The sequence below is a fragment of the Paenibacillus sp. J22R56 genome (genome assembly GCF_056269375.1).
Genome location: NZ_JBWDNV010000002.1, coordinates 776,563 through 798,294, shown reverse-complemented (window position 1 = coordinate 798,294; position 21,732 = coordinate 776,563). Strand labels below are relative to the sequence as shown.

The following is a 21,732-nucleotide window of genomic DNA, read 5'->3' as shown; positions in this document are numbered from 1 at the left end:
TCCTTTAACCGACTGTCCGGTTAGCCGCCTTTCGGAAGCGCTGTCGATTCGCGTATAATGAATTCTCCTGCGAGCAATACTTTTTCCTGCAGATTGTCAGGATGGTCTAATCTTCTAAGAAGCATCTCCACAGCCCGACGGCCGAGCGCTTCCTTCTGAACATTAACCGTGCTCAGCGCTGGTTTAGCCCATTCCGCATCCTGAATATTATCAAAGCCTGTAACGGAGCATTGCTCCGGAACCTGCACCGACAGCTTGCCCAGTACGGTCATCATACAGATGGCTATTGAATCGTTCGCGCAGACAAAGGCGGTCGGAAGCCGATGTTCATTAATAAGTTGTTTCACAATGGCTTCCAGCGCCTCGGTCATTTCACTCCGATTCTCACCTTCAAAGGAAAGAAAGCCTTCCTCCTGATTCAGCGCCAGCCCATGCTCCTCCATCGTTGTACGGTAACCGTTGTATCGGTCAATGAAGCTTCGCGCATAGCGGGTGTTGCCGACGAATTGCAGCTTGCTATGGCCGCAGCCGATCAAATAATTGGTGACACGTCTTGTACATTCCACATTATTCATGAATAGAACATCCGAAGGAATAAGCGGGTCCTCATGATCAACGAGAACAAATGGAATGCCAAGATTCCGAATTTCGAGCAGCATCTTGGAAGCAATAAAACCGACGCCAATAATGCCTAACACGCCACTTGGATTAATGAGATTCGAGAAGTTGTCCTTGAAATACTCCGTTACAACTAGAGCGCTGATGTCGCGGTCGGCGAGCTCCTCCGTAATGCCGTCAATAATACGTCCCCAGAAATAGGAATCCCGCGTTTGATACCTCACTTTCGGTACAAGCAAAATAACGGTATCTCGTGTATTGGTATTAACCGATGCAGGTTTATTTCGTTTCGAGGTAGTCTTCGTTTGTTTATTGACAAAATAACCAAGTTGAGTAGCAACGCTTACAATTTTGTCCCTTGTTTCTGTACTAACACCACCCGGCTTCCCCGAAAGCGCTTTAGATACTGCGAATTTTGAAACCCCAAGATGATCGGCGATTTGCTGCATCGTAACTTTATTGACCATAGTTTAGGCACATCCTTTGCTAAATTAGCTGTATAAGCGTTATCATAGCATAACTTTTGTTAGGTAAAAATAGATTTGTTTTAGCTAACAAATTGTATTATTTTGTGATGTACTTTTGACCAAATACAATAACCCCCGATCAAGATGATCGGGGGTTATTCTGAAGTGAGCGTTATCCTAATGCCGTTTCCGCTTATTCCACGCTATTATTTGGCTGTTTCTGCTGCTGGCGGCTTCAATGCTGCCAGTGATGCTGCCGTCCGGTTGGAACGATACCATGCTCTGGTTCAGCTCCGTCAGGGAACTTGCCACATTAACCCGGGATTCAAGCAGCCGCCGGCAGTGATTGCACTCCTCCGATTGCACTTGCAGCTGGGTGATGCGCTCCTAACGCTCACCGCCGCTACATTCGAAATAATTGTTTAGTATACCAGACAAACGGTAAAAGTACGTTAAAAATAACTCGACCCATTAGATTGGCGAATAAGCTTTCAAATGGCAAATGAAAAGGGAAGAAACAGGACGCACCTGATTCTTCCCTTTTATATTAGTCCCTCTTGGATTCCAATTCTTTAAGGATTGACTCACCTTCGATATCTACGTTAGGCAGAATACGCTTCAGCCATTGCGGCAAATACCAAGAATATTTGCCTAACAAGGTCATGATTGCAGGAACGAGCGTCATTCGTACAACGAAAGCATCAATGAGGATGCCTAAAGTGAGCGATAGTCCTATCGCTTTGATTTTTGGATCCGGCGTTAAAATAAAGCCGCCAAAAACAAAGATCATGATTAGTCCCGCCGCCGTCACAACCCTTCCGCTATGACCGAGTCCGGACACGACGGATGGCCGCGCTTGCTTCGTATGTGTATATTCTTCCCGCATACGCGAGACGAGGAAGACCTCGTAATCCATCGCAAGTCCGAACAAAACGCCGGTAAGCAGCACAGGCAGGAAGTTTACGATCGGACCTTCGGCCGCAACGCCAAACAAGTCAGCCAAGTGACCGTATTGGAAGACCGATACAACAACTCCAAGTGACGCTAGCAGCGACAGTACGAAGCCAAGAACAGCTTTAACAGGCACGAGCACCGAGCGGAATACGAGTAGCAGCAAGATGAACGCGAGTACGATGATGATCGATCCGAAGAGAGGGAACGCTGCACTCATCCGGTCGGACATGTCGATATTAATGGCGGTGATGCCTGTAACCATCAATTGGAACTGAGCTTCGGATTTGAGCTGGTTGCCGCGCTCTCGTATCGATTGCACCAGATCGTGCGTAAGTTCGTCGTTAGGTCCTGTCTTCGGCGTCACGCTGACGATGGCCAAATTGCCGGCTTCGTTAAGCACAGGCGGTGAAGTGGCAGCGACGTTCTCCATTTCCCCAAGGTTGCCCGCAATCTTAATAGCGGCCTCTCTCACCTGTGCTCCATTCGTGGATCGAATGGCAATAGCCAGCGGGCCGTTGAAGCCAGGGCCAAAACCTTCAGACAACAAATCGTAACCGCGTCGTGCGGAGGTATCGGTTGAGCTCATGCCGTCGTCCGGCAAGCCTAGCTTCATGTTCATGGCAGGCAGGGCAAGTGCACCAAGCCCGATCATGCCAACTAAAAGGATTGGGATCGGGAACTTCGCAACAAATTGTCCCCACCGATAGGCGAATGGCTTGCTTTTCCGGATATGCGGCTTTCGGGTCCGGACTTTATAACAGATGCGGACGCCAACGAGCGACAAGATCGCTGGAATCAGCGTGATGGCAATCAACACCGAGGTGAACACAGTAAACGATGCGGCCAAGCCCATGACACTAAAGAATGGGATGCCTACGATCGTGAAGGAAACAAGCGCGATAATAACGGTTAAGCCTGCAAAAATAACGGCACTTCCTGCTGTCGCTGTCGCAAGTGCGATGGATTCCTTGATTTCCATTCCATTCTCGAGTTGCTGACGGTGACGAGAAATAATAAAGAGCGAGTAGTCGATGCCCACGGCCAATCCTAGCATCAGAGCCAATATCGTACCCTCAGAATCCATGTCAAAAAAGTTGGCGCCAAAATTAACGCCCATGACTCCGATGCCAACACCGACGAGTGCCGATATAATCGGCAGCCCCGCCACGCGGAAAGAACGGAACGTGATGACGAGCACAATGAAGGCGATTATAATACCAATGATTTCAGAAGCGCCGGCACCCGACTCCTCGATTATATCAACAGACCCTCCTGTCTCGGTTTGTATACCAGAATTGCGAGTTAGCGCTAAGCTTTGAAGTAGATGAGTCTTGGATTCTTCAGATACTTCCTCCGCGGGTGCTTGATAAGTGACATCAGCGTATCCGATCCTGTTGTCCTCACTAAACGCCCCGGACTTGTAAGGACTAATAATGTTGATAATTGCCTTATCCTTAGCTACTTGGTCCAGCATCTTGTTAACAGTCTGCTGCGTCGTCTGGTCTGTTAATTGCTTGCCTTCAGGCATAGCGAAAATGAGTCGGACATCACCTCCATTTGCCTGTGGGAACTCTTTATTTAATAAGTCGAGCGCTTTTTGGGAGTCTGTTCCCGGAATGGCGAAGGAGTCGCTGACCGGACCTGCAAATAACGTGCCTAAGCAGATTGCCGTGATGAGAATAAGTGCCCATAAACCAATTATGAAACGGGCTCGTTGTGCGGACCAGAAGCCCAGCCGATACAAATATTTTGCCATGATAACATCCTGCTTTCTAATAAAATCTTCGAACTATAAATGGTAGTCCCATCTTAACAAGCTCGAAAGAGTATAAAACCGGGCCACGGCCCGACGTTTCACTAGACATAAGTCTGGGCAGCCTTGCCGGGAGGGTATCTTCTGAATAATGACTCTACGGGCATAATTAATTGCATCGGATATAATTTCGTCTGTTCGCCGCGAACGCGATTTTTGCCAAGTGGATGAATCGCTCGCATGAGTAGCCGGAGATACCATGTACTTATTTTTTGAAACCAACCAACTTGCAATGGATGCAGCTCAAAGCCGGCCCCGTGAATAATCCCTCGATGCAGCATTGTAATGCCAATTAAGGCTTTGATGTCTAGTTTATAATCTCCAATAAACAAACTATGGCTGATGTCCCGAAGGGCACGACGCCCCAGCCTTGCGGTCTCAAGGGCAACTCGTTCCGGACTTTTAAGTTGCAGCATGTTATTTAACTTGTGATTGTTAATATGCAATTCACCAACCCAGTCGCCATGATGAATCCAACTGCCATCATCGCACTGAATACTAGTCCCTTTATGGGGTTTGATGAGCAGTTTGCAGATACCAAAGTCAGCAACATGCCTGCTGCTAATGTGGCAGAAGGCGTCAAATCCCCGTTCCCATACCATCCAAAATGATCGAAAGATGCGGTCAGCATAGGCACTCATCTGGACCCACCTTTCTTATCCAGCAAATGTCTGACGATTAAAGCTCCCCCATATAAAATTAAGAAGGCCGCTACTAGCAAACTTCCATTTTTCGGCTCTAATATCCATTCTCGCAGCTCAGGGAATAGGGTCACTATGATAACAAGCAAACCAGCAACTACAATTCCTATACCAATCCATAAGGAAGGTACTGTTCGTTCACGTTCAATTTCTTCAAACATCGAGGTGGGATTCGTCCATATCGGGCTTTGCTGCAAATCAAGATTCTTATTCAGCCATGAAGCTTTCTGCAAGGCATCGAATATTTGATAGAACCATATCGTAGCAAGGGCAAATGGGAAAACCATAGGGAAAGTAGGAATCAAACTGATACAGGTAAAAGCACCAATCATGAACTTCAATCCCGTTTGATTAAAGCCCAAATAATAATGCCCTAAACCTGGAATCAGGGATAAAACAAATGTAATACTCATTTTTTTGCGATCCATTTCGGACACTCCTTTTCTTATGAGTTGCCTGATAAGTTGTGAAACACATTTGATATTGATTGTGCGAATTGCTCATTATACATTCCGATATTGGATACGGCAGTATCAAACAAATCTGCTCCATTGCATATAAACAAGATAAGTGCGCAGGAAGATGCTAATGCCATTTTGAGCAGCGGATTGAAGCGATTGCGCCGTCTGTAAGGATTAGGTCTATTGCTGATGGCAGCCATAATAGCAACGGACAGATCTTCTTCAAGTACCGGAAGAGCAGGATCATTCCACATACGTTCCAGCTCATGCAATTCCAGATACCATTCTCTACACTCTTCACATTCCTCTAAGTGCGTTTCGATTTCCTTCATTCTAATTGGATGCAGTGAATTCGCTATGTACGATGTTAGGTTCATCTGTACCGAATTACATTTCATCGGAAGCTCTCCTTTTTCTTGCGAAGAATTTGTTTAGCTCTGTACAATTGCGATTCAATTGTTTTTTCTGCAGCACCCGTCTGTTCAGCAATTTCTCTATAGGACAGTCCGCGAAAAAAATACAAATAGATGACCGATTTGTATGGTTCCTTCAACTCTCTTACCAGCTGTATCAGCTCCGACTTCATTTCCTTGTCCAAGAGGAGCTTCTCAGGAGTCTCATCAGTTACTTGATCCGATGCTAGCTCGGCGGCGGCTGTACGGTGATTCCATTCACGCTGCTTCCCTTTCCTCCAGTCCAAACAAGTCCGAACTGCAATACGATATAACCATGTTCCGAATGCCGCTTCCTCCCTGTAGGAGGACAATGAATAAAAGGCCTTGGTTAAAACAACATGAGCCAATTCTTTGGCAGATTCTTCTTCTCTTGTCATTTTCAAACAAACATGATAAACCTTGCTCTGGTATTCCTTCACTAGGTAAGCATAGGATTCGTGCCTGCCGGAAAGCACATCTTTAATCCATTTTTCTTCCTTCAGAACACTCCCCCCTTGCAGTCTCCATAAAGTTAGACGACAACCATACAGCATACCCTGCATTTTTCTCGAAACATTTACAGCTAATGCTGAAATTCAGATTAAAAAAGCCGAATCCTTTACACACTAGGAACCGACTTTTTATTGGCTTTTAAACTAAACTTTTTTCAATCTCCATGAGGGCATAGAGCTGCTTGTTCGTTAATGAATCATGCAAATGGCTTTCTATTTAAGACGTTGCTTGTTGAGCAGCTTTAATTTTTCTATATACTGAGTTGAAAATAACAATAACATCTCTAATTCAAAATTCTATCAGGAGAAGATTTATAAATAGTCAAGATCATTATCACACCTTACTAAAGTCATTGTTTCTTCGCCATGTAAATATAGTTGAGTATAGTTTGTACGTGCTAGCGGTCATTCATTCTCAATGCCTTTCAGGAAATAATCGAGTCCGAGTCAATTTCACAATAAAAAGCCCCTCAGCTGATGTACAGCTAGGAGGCTTTGAAATAAGTATCGTGTCCCGCTTCCATCCCCCTGATTTGTCTAGGAAGGTGCGATTGCTTGATGCAGCGCATCAATGTAGGTTGATCCCAGCTTGGATAGGGCTGTACTCCGATGGGCTATCCATCCCACATTAATCGTCTCCTCGGTATCAAGCGGAATCGGAATAATCTCATTCCCGTTCAGATCCGCACTTAGTACGCCGGTTGAGATCGTATAACCATTTAAGCCAATCAACAAATTAAATAAGGTCGCGCGATCGTTTACACGGATGCTTTTTTTATGGGATAACGTACTTAGAATTTCCTCGGCAAAATGGAAGGAGTTATACTCCCCCTGATCAAAGGATAGATACGGATACTCATCGAGCTGGTCAATGGTAACCTTCTTTTGCTTGGCCAATGGATTTTTAATGCTGATAAAAATATGAGGTTTCGCGGTGAATAGACTGGTAAACTGCAGGTTCGAATCCTTCAACAGCTTGTTGATCACTTTTCCGTTAAATTCGTTCAGATATAGAATACCAATCTCACTTCGCAAGCTCTTCACATCTTCGATGATCTCGTAAGTCTTCGTCTCGCGTAAGGATAGCTCATATTCTTCCTGTCCATATTCCTGCACCAGGCTAACAAATGCATTCACGGCAAAGGCATAATGCTGAGTCGACACGGAAAAATGCTGCGGTGACGGCTTCGCGTTCAGATACCTGCTCTCCAGCAGCTCCGCCTGCTCCACAACTTGACGGGCGTAGCTTAGGAATTCGACACCCTCCTTGGAGAGGGAAATACCTTTATTGGAGCGCTCGAATATCGCGAGCTGCAGCTCTTCTTCCAAGTCTTTGATGGCATTCGACAGCGTTGGCTGCGAAATAAACAGCCGCTTGGCTGCTTCATTAATTGAGCCGCGGTTCGCGACTTCAATAATGTACTTTAGTTGTTGAAGCGTCAAAAAATTTCTCCCCCTCTAAGCATCCGAATCACCAGGCCGCCAGCCTGTTTCCTGTGACCAGAGATGAGCCTTATGTACAATGTCCCATACAATCGGACCTTTTCCTTCTACATACTTGATCCGTTCATGCTTGTAACGTTCAAATAACCGATGCTTCTCCTGCCCATATCTACGGCAGTCCTCCGGATGCTGGCGCAAATAATCACGAAACAGCAGATTAAGCTGTTTAGCGAAGCCGCCAGCTTCTCTCACATGGAGATGAGTTCTTCGCGCACCTGGTGCTTCACGGAAATATCGTTTCGATTTATCCTCATTCTCACCCCTGAACACAAAGCCTATTTGTTCTATCTCAGACTTATAGCTGATTAACTCCTCAATATCCATCACCGAAACTTGAATATCAATAATCGGCTTGGCATCTAGCCCCTCAACGGAGGTTGACCCTATATGATCAATTCGAATCGCTAATTCCCCAAGAGCTGCTCTTAATTTAGAGCCGATCTCTAGAAATAACAATCGCCACTCCGGATCATGCTCCGCGATCCTCCACTGATCTTCCATCGCTGCACCTCCTTTTTACCCCTTAATCCTCAAACAATTCAGCCAACACTACTTTCCTATTCTCCAGAAATCTTCTTGTCACTATATAATGAAGGGTATCTTCATAACGGATCTCATCCACCGGCCGGTCATCAAAATTCAGGATTCGAGCATCCGGATACCCTAGCAAAATGGGAGAATGAGTGGCGATAATAAACTGAGCCTCATCTGATAAATCCTTAATCACACGCATTAAGGCTAGTTGACGAGCAGGTGACAATGCGGCCTCTGGCTCATCAAGCAGGTAGATCGCTTTTTTCCCAAAACGATGCTTAAACAAAGACAGAAATGCTTCCCCGTGTGATTGCTGATGTAAGGAGCGCCCTCCATAATTTCGTAAAGTATCTGCATCCAGTGTATCAATATAAGAGGCAAAGTGATAAAAAGTTTCCGCACGCAGAAAGAATCCGTTCGTTACCTTAGGCATCCAGGATAGTCGAATGGCATTTCCTAATATCGCAGCTGAAGAATCAACCTCATATTCGTTATTCCTGCTTCCACCTGCTGTATGAAACCCGCATTGATACGCTATAGCTTCAAGCAGCGTTGATTTCCCTGACCCATTTTCCCCAACCAGAAACGTCACGTTTGTATGAAAATGCAGCTTGTCCATCGTCTTAATCGCTGGAATTGAGAATGGATATGCCCCCTCATCCAGGTCTTCATCCCGCCTGATTTCCACGCTTCGTAGAAACATAACCGGTCAACTCCTATTGTCCTTCGACCATGATAACTTCATTATCGCTATCCTGATACCTATCTGCAAGCTGAACACAAAAAGAACTATCCCGTATAGGACAGTTCTGCTGCCTTCAATTAATCTCATCTGCAATCAAGATTGAATACGCGGTTTATCCGCCTGGCAATTCGAATTCGGAACCAGTCCCAGCTGCGCAAGCTTGGTCAGGTAGTAACATTCTTCCCTCAACATATGATCCGGCATCAATGGACTGATTCGATCCAGCACTTCATCCGATAATTCAAGCTCCTCCAGCTCCTTCAGAAAACCAACAAACAGCTTCATCTCCATGTCGATTTCCTTATGAAGCCTGCGGAACGCTGGGAAGTCTTTCAGCTCTGTCCTCATGTATCCGGCAAGCTCCACACTTTTCAAATACAGCTGCTCAAAATGCCATTCGAATTGTTCCGTTCGTTTGATGAGTGACTTCTCAACCATATCCAAGTCGCTTCCGATCGCTGCTGCGTGCCCTGCCGCATCCGGCAGCCATAAGAAATCATGATGCAGGGCATCAAACTGAGGCACCGGTTTGCCTGCGACTAATTCATGCAGAATTCTCAAATATTCCTCTAACTCATTCACCATATGATTTAGAAAGGTAGGGGTAAGCATAATCTTCGCTTTGCCCAGTATCGCTCTCTCAAGCAGATCCAGCTTGAAAGCCCGGAATTCGCTTGTCAGCTCACAAGCTTGCTTGCTGATCGAGTGACAATCTGCTTCAGATGAAGATTGTCTTGCATAATCAAGCAATTGATCATAGGCAGCAATGTAATAACCCGCGAGCTTGATATCATTCGTCTCAACTGGTGATAAGGTGTTAAATATAAATCGGGCATGATCACCCATAATTTGCAGCCAGAAGCGATGCTCATACCATTCAGACTGTGCCACGCACGGATCCCTCCTCTGGTACCATCATTTTAGAGGGTATGAGAAGACCCGATCAGATATAACGAAATTACCGTCAACCTTGCTTAGGCTTTATCGTGAATAGAGCAATTAGAGCAGCAGCAGTGCAGCAGATGGTCAACACCCAGAATAGTGACGTCTTGGAATTTTCGATTAATAATGCAGCAACTGGTGGTCCGGCCGCTACTCCTAGAAACCGGATACTGCTGTAGAATGATGTGACGGTTCCCCGCTGTTCTTTCTCGATTCCTTCCGTCAGCAGCGCATCAAGGCTTGGCAGCGCAGCTCCAAGTCCAATTGAGGCTGCAAATAGGATCGAGATGATGACCCAAAGCGTATCTGTTCTACCCAAGGCCAAAAAGATCAGGCAGCCCGCCGCTTCAACAAAGCCAATGACACTAATCCATTTCATTAACTTCTTGTTCTGGCCAATCCATTTGCCTATAGCCCATGAGGTGGAACATAAAGCAGCTAGTGGAATCGCAACAAGACAGCCCTTCAGGATGCCATGGCTCCCTCGTTCCTCCAATGTTTCAGAGAGATAAAATAAGGATGCAAATATCGCGAACATATTGATGCCGCCCGAAATATACACACCCCAAAGCCATCTGCCCTTCTCATGAAATAAAGCGACAACGGAGTGGACGAACTGACCAAAGGGTACAGCCGGCTTCTTATCTTTAGGGGCTTTGACCCAAACGGCAACAAGTACAAAGGAAATCATACTAAACACCGGTATGAACCAAAATGGCATATACCAGGTCCACATGGCTAAGGCAGATCCAATAATCGGAGCTAGTACTTTACCAAAGGTGTTAGCTGTCTCTACAAGGCCAAGACCACTGCTGACATCCTCCTCTTTCTTGAACAAATCACCAACAAGGGGTAATACTACAGGAAAGCAAGCTGCTGCGCCTAATCCTTGAAACAATCTTCCGGTCATCACTAAGGCATACGGTTTATCAAAGGCAACTGCTGCCCATCCGCAAAAGGCACCAGCTGCGGCGACAAGTAACAATCCGGGTAATATAACCTTTTTCCGCCCAACCCGGTCTGACAAATAACCCGTGATTGGAATAAACAGAATGGCAATTACCGCATATGCCGTAATCAATAAGCTTGATTGTACTGCGCTGATGCCCATCGCTTTTTGCATAGAAGGAAGAACGGGAATAAGGATGGAATTGGCTAAAGTCATCGTTAAAGGTATTGTTGCAATTGAAGCTAGATCTCGTTGCTTCTTCTTCTCCATGACTTCCTCCAAGTGAACCAGTCGGAATTAATTACACCGCTTATTAGAATGAACTTCTTCGAGCTAATTTATGAATCGTTCCAACCCGAATATTTATCGATCATGTAGGCATTCTATATGCGTTCTTTAAAACAGAAGAGGAATTCACAACATGCAATTTACTAATAACCAAGCAAGCCAATCCCTTCATCAGTGTGAGCAGATCATTCAACAACTGGTGAACCAAACCCAGCAAGCAAGTCAGAATTATCAGATGCTGCTTCAACAAGAACAGCAAAATGCACAGCGTCTCGAAGAACTGGCTGCACGAGAGCAGAAGGCAGCTCAAATCATTCAAACAGCCTTGCAAGGTCATCAAAGAAATAATCGAAAACCACAAACAAGCCCGCAACAGTCATCATGCTGTTTGGGCTTGTTTGTGGTTAAAATTCAAAGCATCCATTCCTTCTGCTATCTCACTTTCCCATAATCCTTCGCTGCGAAATGCAGCTGACAATCCACCTTTACCTGAGGGAATGCTTCACGCCAATTTAAATCTTTCCATTCCTTATAGGACATACTGTTGCGAACATGCATGCCGATTCCTAAGCTGTCTGCCTTCTTTTGCTGCAACTGCTTTACTATTCGATTCGCACGTTCAGATAACAGCTGTGAGACCTTATTTTCTATCGTGTGCCGATCAGCATCATCGCTTAATTTTAACTCTCCAGTATATTCATGAACGGACCCTTTAATCATCGCTTTAATTACGATATGAATGGGTTCATTTGCTTTATGCTCAACATATACCTTTTTACTACTAACCGTTGAAGTGAACATAATGTTGCTCTGTGAACCGTCGCTGCTTTCACTGTCCGATTTACTATTTAAATCGAGACTCATCGATCCTTTCTTGAAATTCCCTCTCAAGACACAGAAAATCAAGGCGTCTTGGCTGCTTATTTTGCCTACATAATTATAATCCCGAAATAATGCAACACCATCCGTTGTAATATTCTCCCCCTCATCTTTAATAATAGGTGCAATAGGATCCACACCATCATCATAGAAATCGCGCTCGAATTCATACAACGTTGTTTTGGGAATTTGATGATTGGAGCTTTCCTTATCTAATAATCGATCGATGTACTTATCTGTAGACGAATGCTGCTTATAATTCTTGAAGAGCAAATCCTTCGCATTACCATTTACTATTACGATTTTAATCAGGGGAGAAATCGAGGTATCCCTTACTATACCTCTTATTTGTTCAGAGAGACTTTTACGTGCAAGCGCTTCTGAATAAAGCAGCACCCGAATTTGGCCATTGACAAGTAATAGATCTGTTTGCTGGGCAAATTTAAGTCTCACATCCTTAGAACTTTTACCGATTGCGGAATGTACTTCTCTCACTATCTTAACGGTTGGATCAGCTCTTGGAATGCTGATCCCAACTTCAATCTGGTTATCTTCTACGCTATCGTAGCTAGCTGCATACGTAAAACCAATTCGTTCCAGGATACGATAATCACAGCCCGAGAGTACAATTAGCGTAATAAGCGCGAGTAAGAATAACAGTATTCTATTCATGAGCTGGCCTGCTTCCGATCTTTTGGAATAGGAGAACAATAATCAGCACAAGAGGCAGTCCGACCGCAACCCCGCACTCGATCAAACTTAATATACTTAGCCAATCCCCTACATCATTTATCGTTTTCGGGATATAAGCAATGACGAATGTAAACAACACAAGCATAAAAGCTAGAAAGTTTATCTTTATCTTAGGGAAAATCTGCTTCAGCATCTCAAGGGCACACCATTGATAGATCACGATTGAGAACAGTACGGTAAACAGAATAAATCCAAATAGCAAATTTTCCATCCGCTCTACAAAAGGAAACTGTATATACGCCAGCAACTCCAGCACTGGAAAGGCTTTATTCTTTAATTGTTCCAGACTATAAACGCCAAAAGTAATCAAAGAGAGATAGAAGTAATTCAGTGTTGTCATCGTATTGCCTAATAAGGCGGACTTAATTAGCTTGGTCTTCTGATTGGTATAGGCGAACATGAGAAGAATTACCTCATATCCAACGAATGAAGAATAAATATCAAAGCTTTCCAATAATCCATATTTCCCGTCCTTAAACAAGTAAGGTGTTAATCGTGACCAGCTAAAATCGGAGTAAAAGAAAAACAGAAGCAGGACAAGCCAAGCAAAGAGCCAAAAGAATACAGTGGAAGCTTTAGCGATATTATATAGCCCCTTCGTTAATAACCAGAACACTAATATATCCAAAATGAATTTAAATTCCATTGGACTTGTTGTTGGGAAAGCATACATCTGAAATATTAATATATATTCCTTCCCCGCCATACAGCCAAGTATAGACCAAACAACTGCTAGTGCGAGATACACGGGAACCAGCATAAATTTCGGGATCGAATGCTCCAGAATTTGAAAGATCGATTTCCCCTTCCCCAGTCTATAGACCACACCAATCAGCAATATATTTAAAGAAGCCAAGAGGCCAAATCCAAGAACCGTTATCCAGCCATTCGTCCCAAAGGTCTCAGCAAGCAGTTGCGGAAGAATGAGGGCCATGACACCGGATTGGATCATAAATATAAAGATCGTCATATGGAAGGGAGATAGCTTTTCTGAAGTCTGCATGTATTCACCGCCTGGTCTTATTCCGTACCTTATTGGAAGTATCACTTTGTGTTGGCCTATCGCGAAGCGAGCTGAATGGAGCACGTATAAAGATATCCTTCCAGTCTTTTGGCTCGAATGGTGCGACAGGATTCAAATATGACGATCCCAAGCTGGTCAGGCCGCTCAAGTGGATCACAATCGCAGAGATCCCAAACACCAATCCAAGATTACCAAATACACCAGCTAGTAAAATGAGACCAAACCGAATTAATCGAATCGATGCACTCATTACATAGCTCGGAATGACAAAGGATGCAATCGCTGACAAGGCCACTGCAATAATGAGAATGTTACTCGTTAAACCTGCTTGCACAGCCGCTTGTCCGATTACGATACCACCTACGATACCGATGGTTTGACCAATCTTAGTTGGCAGTCTTGCCCCAGCTTCCCTCAGCAATTCAATCGTCACTTCCATCAGCAATGCTTCATATAATGGCGGAAATGGCACCCTGCTCCGCGATTCTGTTAGGGTAAGAATCAGATTCTCTGGGATCATTTCATAATGGAAGGTCGTAACAGATACATACATAGCCGTAAAGCTGATCGTAATAACAAATGCAAGGAAACGCAGAAGTCGAATCGCACTGCCAAGAATCCACCGCTGATAATAATCATCCGAGGATGAGAAAAATTCAAAGAAAGATGTTGGTGCTGTGAAAGCTGACGGACTCCCGTCTACCATACCAACCACACGACCGGCAACAAGCTTGGACACAATCGCATCCGGACGCTCGGAAGTTAGAAATTGAGGGAAAATCGAATATTTATTGTCATCCATATATTGAATGATCATATTCGTATCGAGAATGGCATCAACTTCAATTTTTTTAATACGCTTCTTGGCTTCATCAACAAATCGCATATTGGCAATATCTTTCATATACAGCAAATAAACATCTGTCTTCGTAATTTCACCAACAGACAGCTTGATCACTTTCAGATGTGAGCTCCTTAGTCTTGCACGGATCATAGCCAGGCTAGTATTAATCTGCTCGGTAAAGGCATCATGAGGACCCGTAATTACCGTCTCTGTCTCGGACTGGCTGATCGCTCGATTCTCGGGGCTGTAGACGTTAAAGACGAAAGCATTAGGACCATGAAACACGCCTACGCCACCGGCCAAAATGTTCACGATCAAATCTTTGCTGTTATTCGTGTAATAAGGTTTTAGATGCTGCAGCATCTTTGATACTTCCTGCTCAGTACCCGTTAATAACGGTGATAAAATATGACGGCTTAATTTTTCCTTATCCACCAATTGGTCGAAGTAGATAAGCTCCACTTGATGCTCAGGAAATGATTCATGCGTCACATCACTGCAATCTTTGAATTCTTCTAGCGTGTGTGCAAGTGTTGGCGGTTGGTTGTCCTGATTAGGAGGATCAGCCGACAAATCATTATTTGGATTTGATTCTGAATCCTTAATCATCATTTGACGCATAACTTGAGATAAAGTCATTCGCACACCTCTCTGAAAGGATAGAGTTACATCGCAACCTTATTTTGCCTAGCTTTCCTTAAAATTAACCAAAAAAAGGAGATGTCCCCTAAATCATGAAAATGACGATGGGTCACCCCTTTTTATCTGGGCTAAACAGCAGCCTGCGCTTTAAATGTTCTTCCGATTGCCAGGGGTATCCCCGAAATCATCTCGTTCGTGTCATGACGCGGTCAGAATTACCACTCGCGTGTATAAGCTGTAAGAGATATAAAAAACAAAAAAATAGCAGTGCAGGGATAGCCCTTGCACTGCTATTTTCATAAGAATTCACACTTAGGCGAGCCATTTCTCAAGCGAGCAGCCCCTTTTGAGATGGTCCCTTCTTAAATATGTAAAGGAGTCTGTGGAACCCTCTTTCATTCAGTAAAGATTAGTTTTCTCTTGTACGGTTACTTGGAGCTCTCCATTTACTGAAACGGAATCAATGCTGATTTCAGCTCGTCCGTTATAACCGCTCTCGATATATCCGAACACCATCATTTCTTGATGAACTTGCCCCTCATTATAAATAAGATTAATAGAGCCTTCTCCAAATTTCTTAGGATGAACATGAATCGTTTTGACAGAATGCGGCTCCATCTCAAACTCCTTAGAACCATTGGGGTAGGTTAAAACCAAATGAGATATGGATTGATCCAGATTGTTACTGACAATGATCCGGAAACCATCCTCTTTTCGATGTGAAACGGATAAGATCAGGACGGCAAGCACAAATAATAGAATAATAGATACAAAAACTTTCCGCATCGTTACCTCCTAAAAAGAATGATCGCGTTCTTTGCGATAATTCATGCCTCGTAAGCATTAACTTATTCTCTCATCTCCAGTTTAATTTGATTTCCTTTCTTTGTAAAACGAGATAAAAAAGAACGGGAATCTTCCCCGTTCAGAATGAACCTATCTGCTCTCTGGTACAGAGAACCCGTATTTCACAAATACATCAAGTGCCTCCTGCGATTGCAGATAGGTATAAAACTCTTCAGCTTCTTTGCTGTGTTTCGTTGCTTTGACAATCCCAATCGGATATTGAATAGGTGTGTATGTAGCTGGATCAACAGTAAAAGCAATCTTCACTTTATCCGATGTTAACGCATCGGTCTTGTAGACAAACCCTGCATCAGCGTTGCCAGTCTCTACATATTGCAGCACTTGACGCACGTCTTTGGCTTGCACTGCTTTGGATTGGAGAGAATCCCAAAGGTTCGCGTTTGTTAATGTTTCTTTCGCATAATTGCCTGCCGGCACACTTTCCGGAATACCAATCGCGATATGAGGGAATTCCGCTTTGGGTAAGTCTGCAACTGATGTGATTGCGGATGTACTGTCTGACGGAACCACTACGACAAGTTCATTGCTTAATAGATTGATCTGTTGGTCTGTATCGATCATTTGCTTATCAACAAGTGCTTTCAAGTTCTTAGCTGCTGCGGACAGGAACAAATCCGCTGGGGCTCCCTGCTCAATCTGCTGCTGAAGCGCTCCTGAAGCACCAAAGTTGAATTGCAATTTGATTGCTGAATGCTCTTCTTCGTAAGTCTTCTGGATTTCCGTTAGCGCATCCGTTAGGCTGGCTGCCGCAGATATGGTGAGTTCAACTTGGCTTTGAGCAGCGTTGTTCTCATCCCCATTTGCCTTCCCGCATCCAGCCATCACGAGCACCACCATAACTAGACCTAACAAAATTGCATAATTCCTTACCCTTTGAACCATTCCATCTCCTCCAAATTATATCTGGATATATCTATTTATATTTACTTATATCATAACATCTAATGAAATGTAACTAGTAGATAAGAATTTCGTGTGAGATAATCTCCCCTGAGATATTCTTAAGAACTCAACAGTTTAATCTCATTTGGGAATATGTGGAGTGAATTGAAAGATGATACAATATAACGAGAAAAATAGTTCAGGAGGATACGGATGAAGAAAACGCTATTACTTATGATTTTCTTATTCTTATACGTGTTTGCTGGGACGGTAAGTGCAGCAAGTTTACCAGAGAAGGGAACAAGCCATATTTACGATACTGCTGGCATGATCCCATCTGAACAGCTCAAGGAATTAGAGCAGGCAGCTGTATCAGGTGCGCCTTATATGTTCTACATTCTTACAATCGATTCTTTGGATGGAGAAGAATCTGATGTTTATGCAAAGAATGTCTACGATACATGGTCACTTCAAGCGGATGATATTGTTGTTCTTCTTTCCAAAACAGACCGTCGCATTCAGCTCTATTTCATGAATGTCCCGCTTCAGAAGAAACTTGATGCTTTGCCGATCGACTACGCTGGCAGCGAGTATACAACCCGTCAATCGATCGATCGATTTCTAGGTAAAAACTTCACACCAATGGCCAAACAAGGTGATTTCGGATCTGGCTTGTTACAAATGGTCAGCTCAATGAATGCTTTGCCTGAACCTGAAGTGGAATCTCCAATTCAACCGGCAACTCCAGATCCACTGTTAGTAGCGCCACCATCACAGCATTCACCACTGCAAGTTATACCCGATCTTTCGCAAAGGGAACCTGTGAATGCCAGCCGATTTTCCCTTATTAGCATCATTGTTATCATCAGCCTTGTCATCCTTGCAACAGGACTTTATGTATTGATTCGATTCAAAAAACGGACTACTTTCAAGCGTAATGTGCTTACGATGGCCGAGGATACTTCAGTAGAACTTTTCCGTGCACAAGAGACATTAAAGCCCCTTGTACAATTATATGGAGCTCCACCTTCTGCTGAAGTGAAGCTTCTCCCTTTGTCTCGTGCTATAGACCAGCAAGCTCAGACCGTACAACAACTGATTGTATCAATCAAGAATCTACAGATCGGAATTGTAACTAGGAAAGGTACTGCAGATCTCGATCATTTCGCAAAGACAGTCAGCGATCAGAATAATCATGCAAAGCAGCGCAGTCAAAGCGCCAATGAACTGGCAGAGCTGGATCAGACAAACAACCAAGTCGTAAAAGAAATGCAAGCTGCTATTCAGGCACTTAGCGGACGTGTAAGTGAACTGGCAAATGTCTATCAATTGTCCCTAAGGATGATGAGAAACGAAATCGAAGTGAACAAGGAGAAAACGGATGCGGTCTACAAGCAGCAGTTATCTGAACTCATTGATGCTGCGGAGCTGCTGATACCTCAGCATGAGCAGACCACTTTACACAACCTACTGTTGGATGAGCTGCCGGACTTTATTGCGGAGCAAAAGTCAGGGTTAGCTAAGATCAACGAATTGGAAGCTTCGATTAAAGCACAAATGCAACAAAATCAATTACAGCTCGTTGAGTTTAACCCGTTCGAGCGGACAGCTTACGCGGCTGCTGAACACAAGCAGCTTATCGTTTCTCTAGAAAATGGAGATCTGAAGGACGCATCCGATCGGTTAGCTAACATTCGTGGTGCATTAGAAATAGCACGTCAGATGGTTCCTCAAAGGTTAGAACTCCGAGCTTCGGTCGTGCAAGATATGGAGAGGATGAAAAAATTTGTCCATTCCTTCCCTCTTAATGAGGAAGCCTTCCAAGAAGAGCTCCGAAAAATGAAAAGCAAGTTTCACCCGTCCGTTTGGACGTTCATGCAGCCGAAATATGAGGATGCTGAACAAACCTATAAGGATGTTGTCTCCTATTCCGAAACAACAACACTTGCCATAGATGAGCAACGCTATAAAGCAGCACGTGAACAATTAGATAGCATGATCACACTTTCGGAGCAGGCAACGCTAGCGATGGAGGACTGCATGCTTGCCTATGACCGCTCCCTGCAGCATCTCGCTGGCATTCAACAGGCACATTCGGATACTTGGAGAAAGTTCCAAACAGCCGACACCCTATTAACTGCGCAGAGCCTCTCTCCTCGAAACGGTCCTGGGAGCATGCTTAATAACGCCAGCGACATCATTCTTAAGGACAAAGAAAGGTTGGATCATCATCTTTCCTCAAATCAAATTTCGCTTGATGACGCAGAGAGTCTGCAGCAATCGATTGATCGCAATGTAAACACATTTGTCAGTGATGTCGAGCGGGTTGTACAGGAGAAACAACAAGCAGAACGTCGTATAAGAGAAATCCAGAACCGTTATGAATCGGTATCTGCCCGTACGAGACACCGCTCCGTATCCAGCAGCCATAGCAGCAGTTATCAATCCAATATGAGTCAAATTGATAACCTGATTATGCTTGGACTTTATATGGAAGCCATGAATCTAATTGATGATGCCGATAACAATATTAATCAAATGCAATTCGAATACGATAACATTATGCGTGAAGAGCAGAGACAAGAGGATGAACGACGCCGGCAAGAAGAGGAACATCGACGTCAGCAGGAATCGATTAGTTCTTCCCCCTCTCCCCCTTCTTCCGGTGGAGATTCTTATAGTCCGCCAAGTGGTTCTTCAGGCGGAGACAACTGGTAATCAGACAACAACTGCGAATCCACGCCCTAAGGTAACTTATGTTACAATATGGCTTAACAGCAGATGAAGGAGAATACCAAATGGCCGAAGATATCTCTTATACGACCGAAGAGATCGCACAGATTCTAAAGGTGTCCAAACTTACGGTCTATGATCTGATTAAGAAAGGTGATCTCCCGTCCTACCGTGTTGGCAAGCAGATGCGGGTAGATGCCTCCGATCTGGAAGCCTATAAGCAGCAAACAAAGAAGTCAGCCCGAACTATTGAACCTACCGGCAGCTATAGCGAAACGGCAAAGACCTCTCAGCCCTATACGATTTCCGGTATCCGCCCGATCGTTATAACGGGTCAAGATATTAGTCTGGACTTGTTAGCTAAGCACATGGAAAAGCATATCCCATCGGTCAGGCCATTACGCTCTTATGTTGGCAGCCTCGACAGCTTGATCTCCATGTACAAGGGAGAATCCGATATTGTCAGCACTCATCTATTAGACGGAGACACCGGTGAATATAATCTTCCTTATATCCGCAGATTACTGACCGGTTCCTCTTACATGGTTGTGAATCTGATTAAACGACGGGCCGGGCTATATGTGGAACGCGGGAATCCACATCAATTAAATGGCTGGGAAGGTCTTGGCCGACCAGGATTGCGGTTCGTGAACCGAGAGAAAGGCTCCGGCGCGAGAGTCCTGCTCGATGAACAGCTTCGTCTGCACCGTATTCATGCCAATCAATTGATTGGCTATGATCTGGAGGAGAGCAACCACCTCGGAGTAGCCGGCAAAGTTGCTGCAGGTGAAGCGGATGTTGGGGTTGGCATTGAGAAGGCAGCCGCCATCGTTGGCAACGTGGATTTTATTCCATTAATTCAAGAGCAATATGATCTTGTCTTGCTTAAAAAGCCTGAAAATATGGAATGGATCTCAGCTGTCATGAACATCTTGTGTTCCACCGCCTTCCAGAATGAGCTCCGCTCGATCTCGGGTTATGATCTATCTCTAACTGGACAAGTCCTGTATGAGACTTAATGAAAAAAGTAAACGGCCTTGGAGCGCTTCATCGCTCCAAGGCCGTTTACTTTTTTCAATCAATCTTCCGCAGTAATGGCAAATAACAGATGGTCTTCCCATTGACCATTTATTTTCAAATAACGTTGGGCGAGACCCTCACGCCTGAATCCAGCCTTTTCCAAAACCCTAATGGATCTTTCGTTCCTTGGCATAACGCCTGCTTGAATGCGATGAAGACTTAACTTCTCGAATGCTTTGCGTACTACCAATGTAACGGCAGCTGTTGCATAACCTCGCCCATTGTAGGCTTGGTCAATAAAGTAACCGAGATATGCATTCTGGAATACCCCTCGGGACACACTCGTGATCGCAATGCGCCCAATCAGCTGATCCGATTGAGTGAGATAGACTCCGAAAATATAAGCTTGATCTTGATCTGAACTCGTTATACCGTTCTTAATCTCATTCTCTTGTTCTTCAAGGGTATAGTGCCCTTCACTTCTAATCGGTTCAAACGGCTGGAAAAAGCTTCGATTACGCGTTTTCATTTCGAGCATTGCTGGAGCATCCGCAAGGTCTAACGGTCTTAGATAGATTTCACTACTCATCTTCTTCGACTACGCCTTGGACTTTTCTACTTTTTGAACGAATTTATCAACTAGTTGCTGCAGCACTTGAAGTGTTGCAAAATCACTCAATCTGCCTTCATCATCGAACTTCATATGCGCCTGGGACAGCTTCAATTCTGGGCGATTGACGGAATCCATATCCAAAGCAAACAGCAGTTGACGCAAGTTCGTCTGCGCACGGGCAGTTCCGCCAGGTCCGGTTGTAGCGCCCATAATCGCAACAGGTTTTGTCGCTAGTGGTGCACCTATATTTTTTCTGGATACCCAGTCGAGTGCATTTTTGAGCACGCCAGTAATCAGTCCGTTATATTCAGGCGTGCTAATCAGAATGCCGTCAGCGGAGCTGCACAGCTCAGCAAATTGCTTAACCGACTCGGGCAAATCCTCCTCAAGATCCTGATTATAGAGCGGCAGATCTCCCAGATCTGCGTAGGTGTATGTAAAATTTTCAGGAAGAAACAACGCCGCATTTTTGAGTAAGGTTTTATTCATCGAAGCTTTCCGCAAGCTCCCTGTTAGGCCAACAATATGAAAGGTTTGTGTCATGGTGGTCCTCT

The 21,732-nt window shown here is 44.4% G+C and carries 22 protein-coding genes; 4 read left to right on the top strand and 18 right to left on the bottom strand.

All coding sequences use genetic code 11. The features are described from left to right. Positions 1 to 20: 20 nt before the first annotated feature. Entirely contained in the window at positions 21 to 1,085 is a 1,065-nt protein-coding gene (locus AC0YNT_RS07670; RefSeq protein WP_475804024.1) for a LacI family DNA-binding transcriptional regulator, read from the bottom strand. A 165-nt stretch (positions 1,086 to 1,250) separates the two neighbouring features. Between AC0YNT_RS07670 and AC0YNT_RS07665 the strand changes: the two genes are divergently transcribed. Next, positions 1,251 to 1,511: a hypothetical protein gene (locus tag AC0YNT_RS07665; protein WP_475804023.1), complete on the top strand. Its 261-nt coding sequence runs from the start codon at positions 1,251 to 1,253 to the stop codon at positions 1,509 to 1,511. Positions 1,512 to 1,632: 121 nt separating this feature from the next. On the opposite strand, the gene AC0YNT_RS07660 is transcribed toward AC0YNT_RS07665, so the two are convergent. From AC0YNT_RS07660 to AC0YNT_RS07615, 10 genes are all read right to left on the bottom strand, one after another. Further along, the gene (locus AC0YNT_RS07660) at positions 1,633 to 3,795 is read right to left on the bottom strand and encodes an MMPL family transporter (RefSeq protein WP_475804022.1); all 2,163 of its coding nucleotides are present in this window, start codon (positions 3,793 to 3,795) and stop codon (positions 1,633 to 1,635) included. Between the two features lie 101 nt (positions 3,796 to 3,896). Then, positions 3,897 to 4,493, bottom strand: a complete 597-nt coding sequence (locus AC0YNT_RS07655) for a YkoP family protein (protein WP_475804021.1) — start codon at positions 4,491 to 4,493, stop codon at positions 3,897 to 3,899. Next, positions 4,490 to 4,981, bottom strand: coding sequence for a hypothetical protein (locus tag AC0YNT_RS07650; RefSeq protein ID WP_475804020.1), 492 nt, complete (start codon positions 4,979 to 4,981; stop codon positions 4,490 to 4,492). Before AC0YNT_RS07650 ends, AC0YNT_RS07655 begins: the two co-directional genes overlap by 4 nt. Positions 4,982 to 4,998: 17 nt before the next feature. Further along, the gene (locus tag AC0YNT_RS07645; protein ID WP_475804019.1) at positions 4,999 to 5,412 is read right to left on the bottom strand and encodes a zf-HC2 domain-containing protein; all 414 of its coding nucleotides are present in this window, start codon (positions 5,410 to 5,412) and stop codon (positions 4,999 to 5,001) included. Beyond that, on the bottom strand, positions 5,409 to 6,002 hold the full coding sequence (locus tag AC0YNT_RS07640; RefSeq protein ID WP_475804018.1) for an RNA polymerase sigma factor: 594 nt from the start codon (positions 6,000 to 6,002) through the stop codon (positions 5,409 to 5,411). Before AC0YNT_RS07640 ends, AC0YNT_RS07645 begins: the two co-directional genes overlap by 4 nt. Positions 6,003 to 6,497: 495 nt before the next feature. Beyond that, positions 6,498 to 7,403 carry a LysR family transcriptional regulator gene (locus tag AC0YNT_RS07635; RefSeq protein ID WP_167274433.1) on the bottom strand — a complete coding sequence of 302 codons (906 nt, stop codon included), beginning with the start codon at positions 7,401 to 7,403 and terminating at the stop codon, positions 6,498 to 6,500. A 15-nt stretch (positions 7,404 to 7,418) separates the two neighbouring features. Then, the gene (locus AC0YNT_RS07630) at positions 7,419 to 7,964 is read right to left on the bottom strand and encodes a GrpB family protein (protein WP_475804017.1); all 546 of its coding nucleotides are present in this window, start codon (positions 7,962 to 7,964) and stop codon (positions 7,419 to 7,421) included. Positions 7,965 to 7,986: 22 nt separating this feature from the next. Then, complete coding sequence (locus AC0YNT_RS07625) at positions 7,987 to 8,700, bottom strand: AAA family ATPase (RefSeq protein ID WP_475804016.1); 714 nt, start codon at positions 8,698 to 8,700, stop codon at positions 7,987 to 7,989. Between the two features lie 135 nt (positions 8,701 to 8,835). After that, positions 8,836 to 9,633, bottom strand: a complete 798-nt coding sequence (locus AC0YNT_RS07620) for a DUF2935 domain-containing protein (RefSeq protein ID WP_475804015.1) — start codon at positions 9,631 to 9,633, stop codon at positions 8,836 to 8,838. A 73-nt stretch (positions 9,634 to 9,706) separates the two neighbouring features. Continuing rightward, positions 9,707 to 10,903, bottom strand: coding sequence for an MFS transporter (locus AC0YNT_RS07615; RefSeq protein WP_475804014.1), 1,197 nt, complete (start codon positions 10,901 to 10,903; stop codon positions 9,707 to 9,709). A gap of 151 nt (positions 10,904 to 11,054) precedes the next feature. Here AC0YNT_RS07615 and AC0YNT_RS07610 point away from each other — a divergent pair, with 151 nt between their 5' ends. Then, positions 11,055 to 11,372, top strand: coding sequence for a hypothetical protein (locus AC0YNT_RS07610; RefSeq protein ID WP_475804013.1), 318 nt, complete (start codon positions 11,055 to 11,057; stop codon positions 11,370 to 11,372). On the opposite strand, the gene AC0YNT_RS07605 is transcribed toward AC0YNT_RS07610, so the two are convergent. From AC0YNT_RS07605 to modA, 5 genes are all read right to left on the bottom strand, one after another. Further along, positions 11,354 to 12,472: a Ger(x)C family spore germination protein gene (locus tag AC0YNT_RS07605; protein WP_475804012.1), complete on the bottom strand. Its 1,119-nt coding sequence runs from the start codon at positions 12,470 to 12,472 to the stop codon at positions 11,354 to 11,356. The genes AC0YNT_RS07610 and AC0YNT_RS07605 overlap by 19 nt on opposite strands. Next, the gene (locus AC0YNT_RS07600) at positions 12,465 to 13,556 is read right to left on the bottom strand and encodes a GerAB/ArcD/ProY family transporter (RefSeq protein WP_475804011.1); all 1,092 of its coding nucleotides are present in this window, start codon (positions 13,554 to 13,556) and stop codon (positions 12,465 to 12,467) included. The genes AC0YNT_RS07605 and AC0YNT_RS07600 overlap by 8 nt, the downstream gene beginning before the upstream one ends. A 4-nt stretch (positions 13,557 to 13,560) precedes the next feature. Next, positions 13,561 to 15,060 (bottom strand): spore germination protein, encoded by a 1,500-nt coding sequence (locus tag AC0YNT_RS07595; protein WP_475804010.1) that lies wholly within the window; start codon positions 15,058 to 15,060, stop codon positions 13,561 to 13,563. Between the two features lie 402 nt (positions 15,061 to 15,462). Then, on the bottom strand, positions 15,463 to 15,849 hold the full coding sequence (locus tag AC0YNT_RS07590; protein ID WP_475804009.1) for a hypothetical protein: 387 nt from the start codon (positions 15,847 to 15,849) through the stop codon (positions 15,463 to 15,465). Between the two features lie 150 nt (positions 15,850 to 15,999). Beyond that, on the bottom strand, positions 16,000 to 16,752 hold the full coding sequence (gene modA / locus AC0YNT_RS07585) for a molybdate ABC transporter substrate-binding protein (protein ID WP_475804091.1): 753 nt from the start codon (positions 16,750 to 16,752) through the stop codon (positions 16,000 to 16,002). Positions 16,753 to 17,025: 273 nt separating this feature from the next. Between modA and AC0YNT_RS07580 the strand changes: the two genes are divergently transcribed. Further along, entirely contained in the window at positions 17,026 to 19,530 is a 2,505-nt protein-coding gene (locus tag AC0YNT_RS07580) for a TPM domain-containing protein (RefSeq protein WP_475804008.1), read from the top strand. Positions 19,531 to 19,610: 80 nt separating this feature from the next. Beyond that, the gene (locus tag AC0YNT_RS07575) at positions 19,611 to 20,564 is read left to right on the top strand and encodes a substrate-binding domain-containing protein (protein ID WP_475804007.1); all 954 of its coding nucleotides are present in this window, start codon (positions 19,611 to 19,613) and stop codon (positions 20,562 to 20,564) included. 59 nt (positions 20,565 to 20,623) lie between these two features. On the opposite strand, the gene AC0YNT_RS07570 is transcribed toward AC0YNT_RS07575, so the two are convergent. After that, entirely contained in the window at positions 20,624 to 21,154 is a 531-nt protein-coding gene (locus AC0YNT_RS07570; protein ID WP_475804006.1) for a GNAT family N-acetyltransferase, read from the bottom strand. A 9-nt stretch (positions 21,155 to 21,163) separates the two neighbouring features. Further along, positions 21,164 to 21,721, bottom strand: coding sequence for an NADPH-dependent FMN reductase (locus AC0YNT_RS07565; protein ID WP_475804005.1), 558 nt, complete (start codon positions 21,719 to 21,721; stop codon positions 21,164 to 21,166). Positions 21,722 to 21,732 lie beyond the last annotated feature (11 nt).

What these genes read in the sequence shown, in the direction of transcription:
- AC0YNT_RS07670 (WP_475804024.1), bottom strand. Translation starts at nt 1,085, where the DNA reads ATGGTCAATAAAGTTACGATGCAGCAAATCGCCGATCATCTTGGGGTT.
- AC0YNT_RS07660 (WP_475804022.1), bottom strand. Translation starts at nt 3,795, where the DNA reads ATGGCAAAATATTTGTATCGGCTGGGCTTCTGGTCCGCACAACGAGCC.
- AC0YNT_RS07655 (WP_475804021.1), bottom strand. Translation starts at nt 4,493, where the DNA reads ATGAGTGCCTATGCTGACCGCATCTTTCGATCATTTTGGATGGTATGG.
- AC0YNT_RS07650 (WP_475804020.1), bottom strand. Translation starts at nt 4,981, where the DNA reads ATGGATCGCAAAAAAATGAGTATTACATTTGTTTTATCCCTGATTCCA.
- AC0YNT_RS07645 (WP_475804019.1), bottom strand. Translation starts at nt 5,412, where the DNA reads ATGAAATGTAATTCGGTACAGATGAACCTAACATCGTACATAGCGAAT.
- AC0YNT_RS07640 (WP_475804018.1), bottom strand. Translation starts at nt 6,002, where the DNA reads ATGCTGTATGGTTGTCGTCTAACTTTATGGAGACTGCAAGGGGGGAGT.
- AC0YNT_RS07630 (WP_475804017.1), bottom strand. Translation starts at nt 7,964, where the DNA reads ATGGAAGATCAGTGGAGGATCGCGGAGCATGATCCGGAGTGGCGATTG.
- AC0YNT_RS07625 (WP_475804016.1), bottom strand. Translation starts at nt 8,700, where the DNA reads ATGTTTCTACGAAGCGTGGAAATCAGGCGGGATGAAGACCTGGATGAG.
- AC0YNT_RS07615 (WP_475804014.1), bottom strand. Translation starts at nt 10,903, where the DNA reads ATGGAGAAGAAGAAGCAACGAGATCTAGCTTCAATTGCAACAATACCT.
- AC0YNT_RS07610 (WP_475804013.1), top strand. Translation starts at nt 11,055, where the DNA reads ATGCAATTTACTAATAACCAAGCAAGCCAATCCCTTCATCAGTGTGAG.
- AC0YNT_RS07605 (WP_475804012.1), bottom strand. Translation starts at nt 12,472, where the DNA reads ATGAATAGAATACTGTTATTCTTACTCGCGCTTATTACGCTAATTGTA.
- AC0YNT_RS07600 (WP_475804011.1), bottom strand. Translation starts at nt 13,556, where the DNA reads ATGCAGACTTCAGAAAAGCTATCTCCCTTCCATATGACGATCTTTATA.
- AC0YNT_RS07595 (WP_475804010.1), bottom strand. Translation starts at nt 15,060, where the DNA reads ATGACTTTATCTCAAGTTATGCGTCAAATGATGATTAAGGATTCAGAA.
- AC0YNT_RS07590 (WP_475804009.1), bottom strand. Translation starts at nt 15,849, where the DNA reads ATGCGGAAAGTTTTTGTATCTATTATTCTATTATTTGTGCTTGCCGTC.
- modA (WP_475804091.1), bottom strand. Translation starts at nt 16,752, where the DNA reads ATGGCTGGATGCGGGAAGGCAAATGGGGATGAGAACAACGCTGCTCAA.
- AC0YNT_RS07580 (WP_475804008.1), top strand. Translation starts at nt 17,026, where the DNA reads ATGAAGAAAACGCTATTACTTATGATTTTCTTATTCTTATACGTGTTT.
- AC0YNT_RS07575 (WP_475804007.1), top strand. Translation starts at nt 19,611, where the DNA reads ATGGCCGAAGATATCTCTTATACGACCGAAGAGATCGCACAGATTCTA.
- AC0YNT_RS07570 (WP_475804006.1), bottom strand. Translation starts at nt 21,154, where the DNA reads ATGAGTAGTGAAATCTATCTAAGACCGTTAGACCTTGCGGATGCTCCA.
- AC0YNT_RS07565 (WP_475804005.1), bottom strand. Translation starts at nt 21,721, where the DNA reads ATGACACAAACCTTTCATATTGTTGGCCTAACAGGGAGCTTGCGGAAA.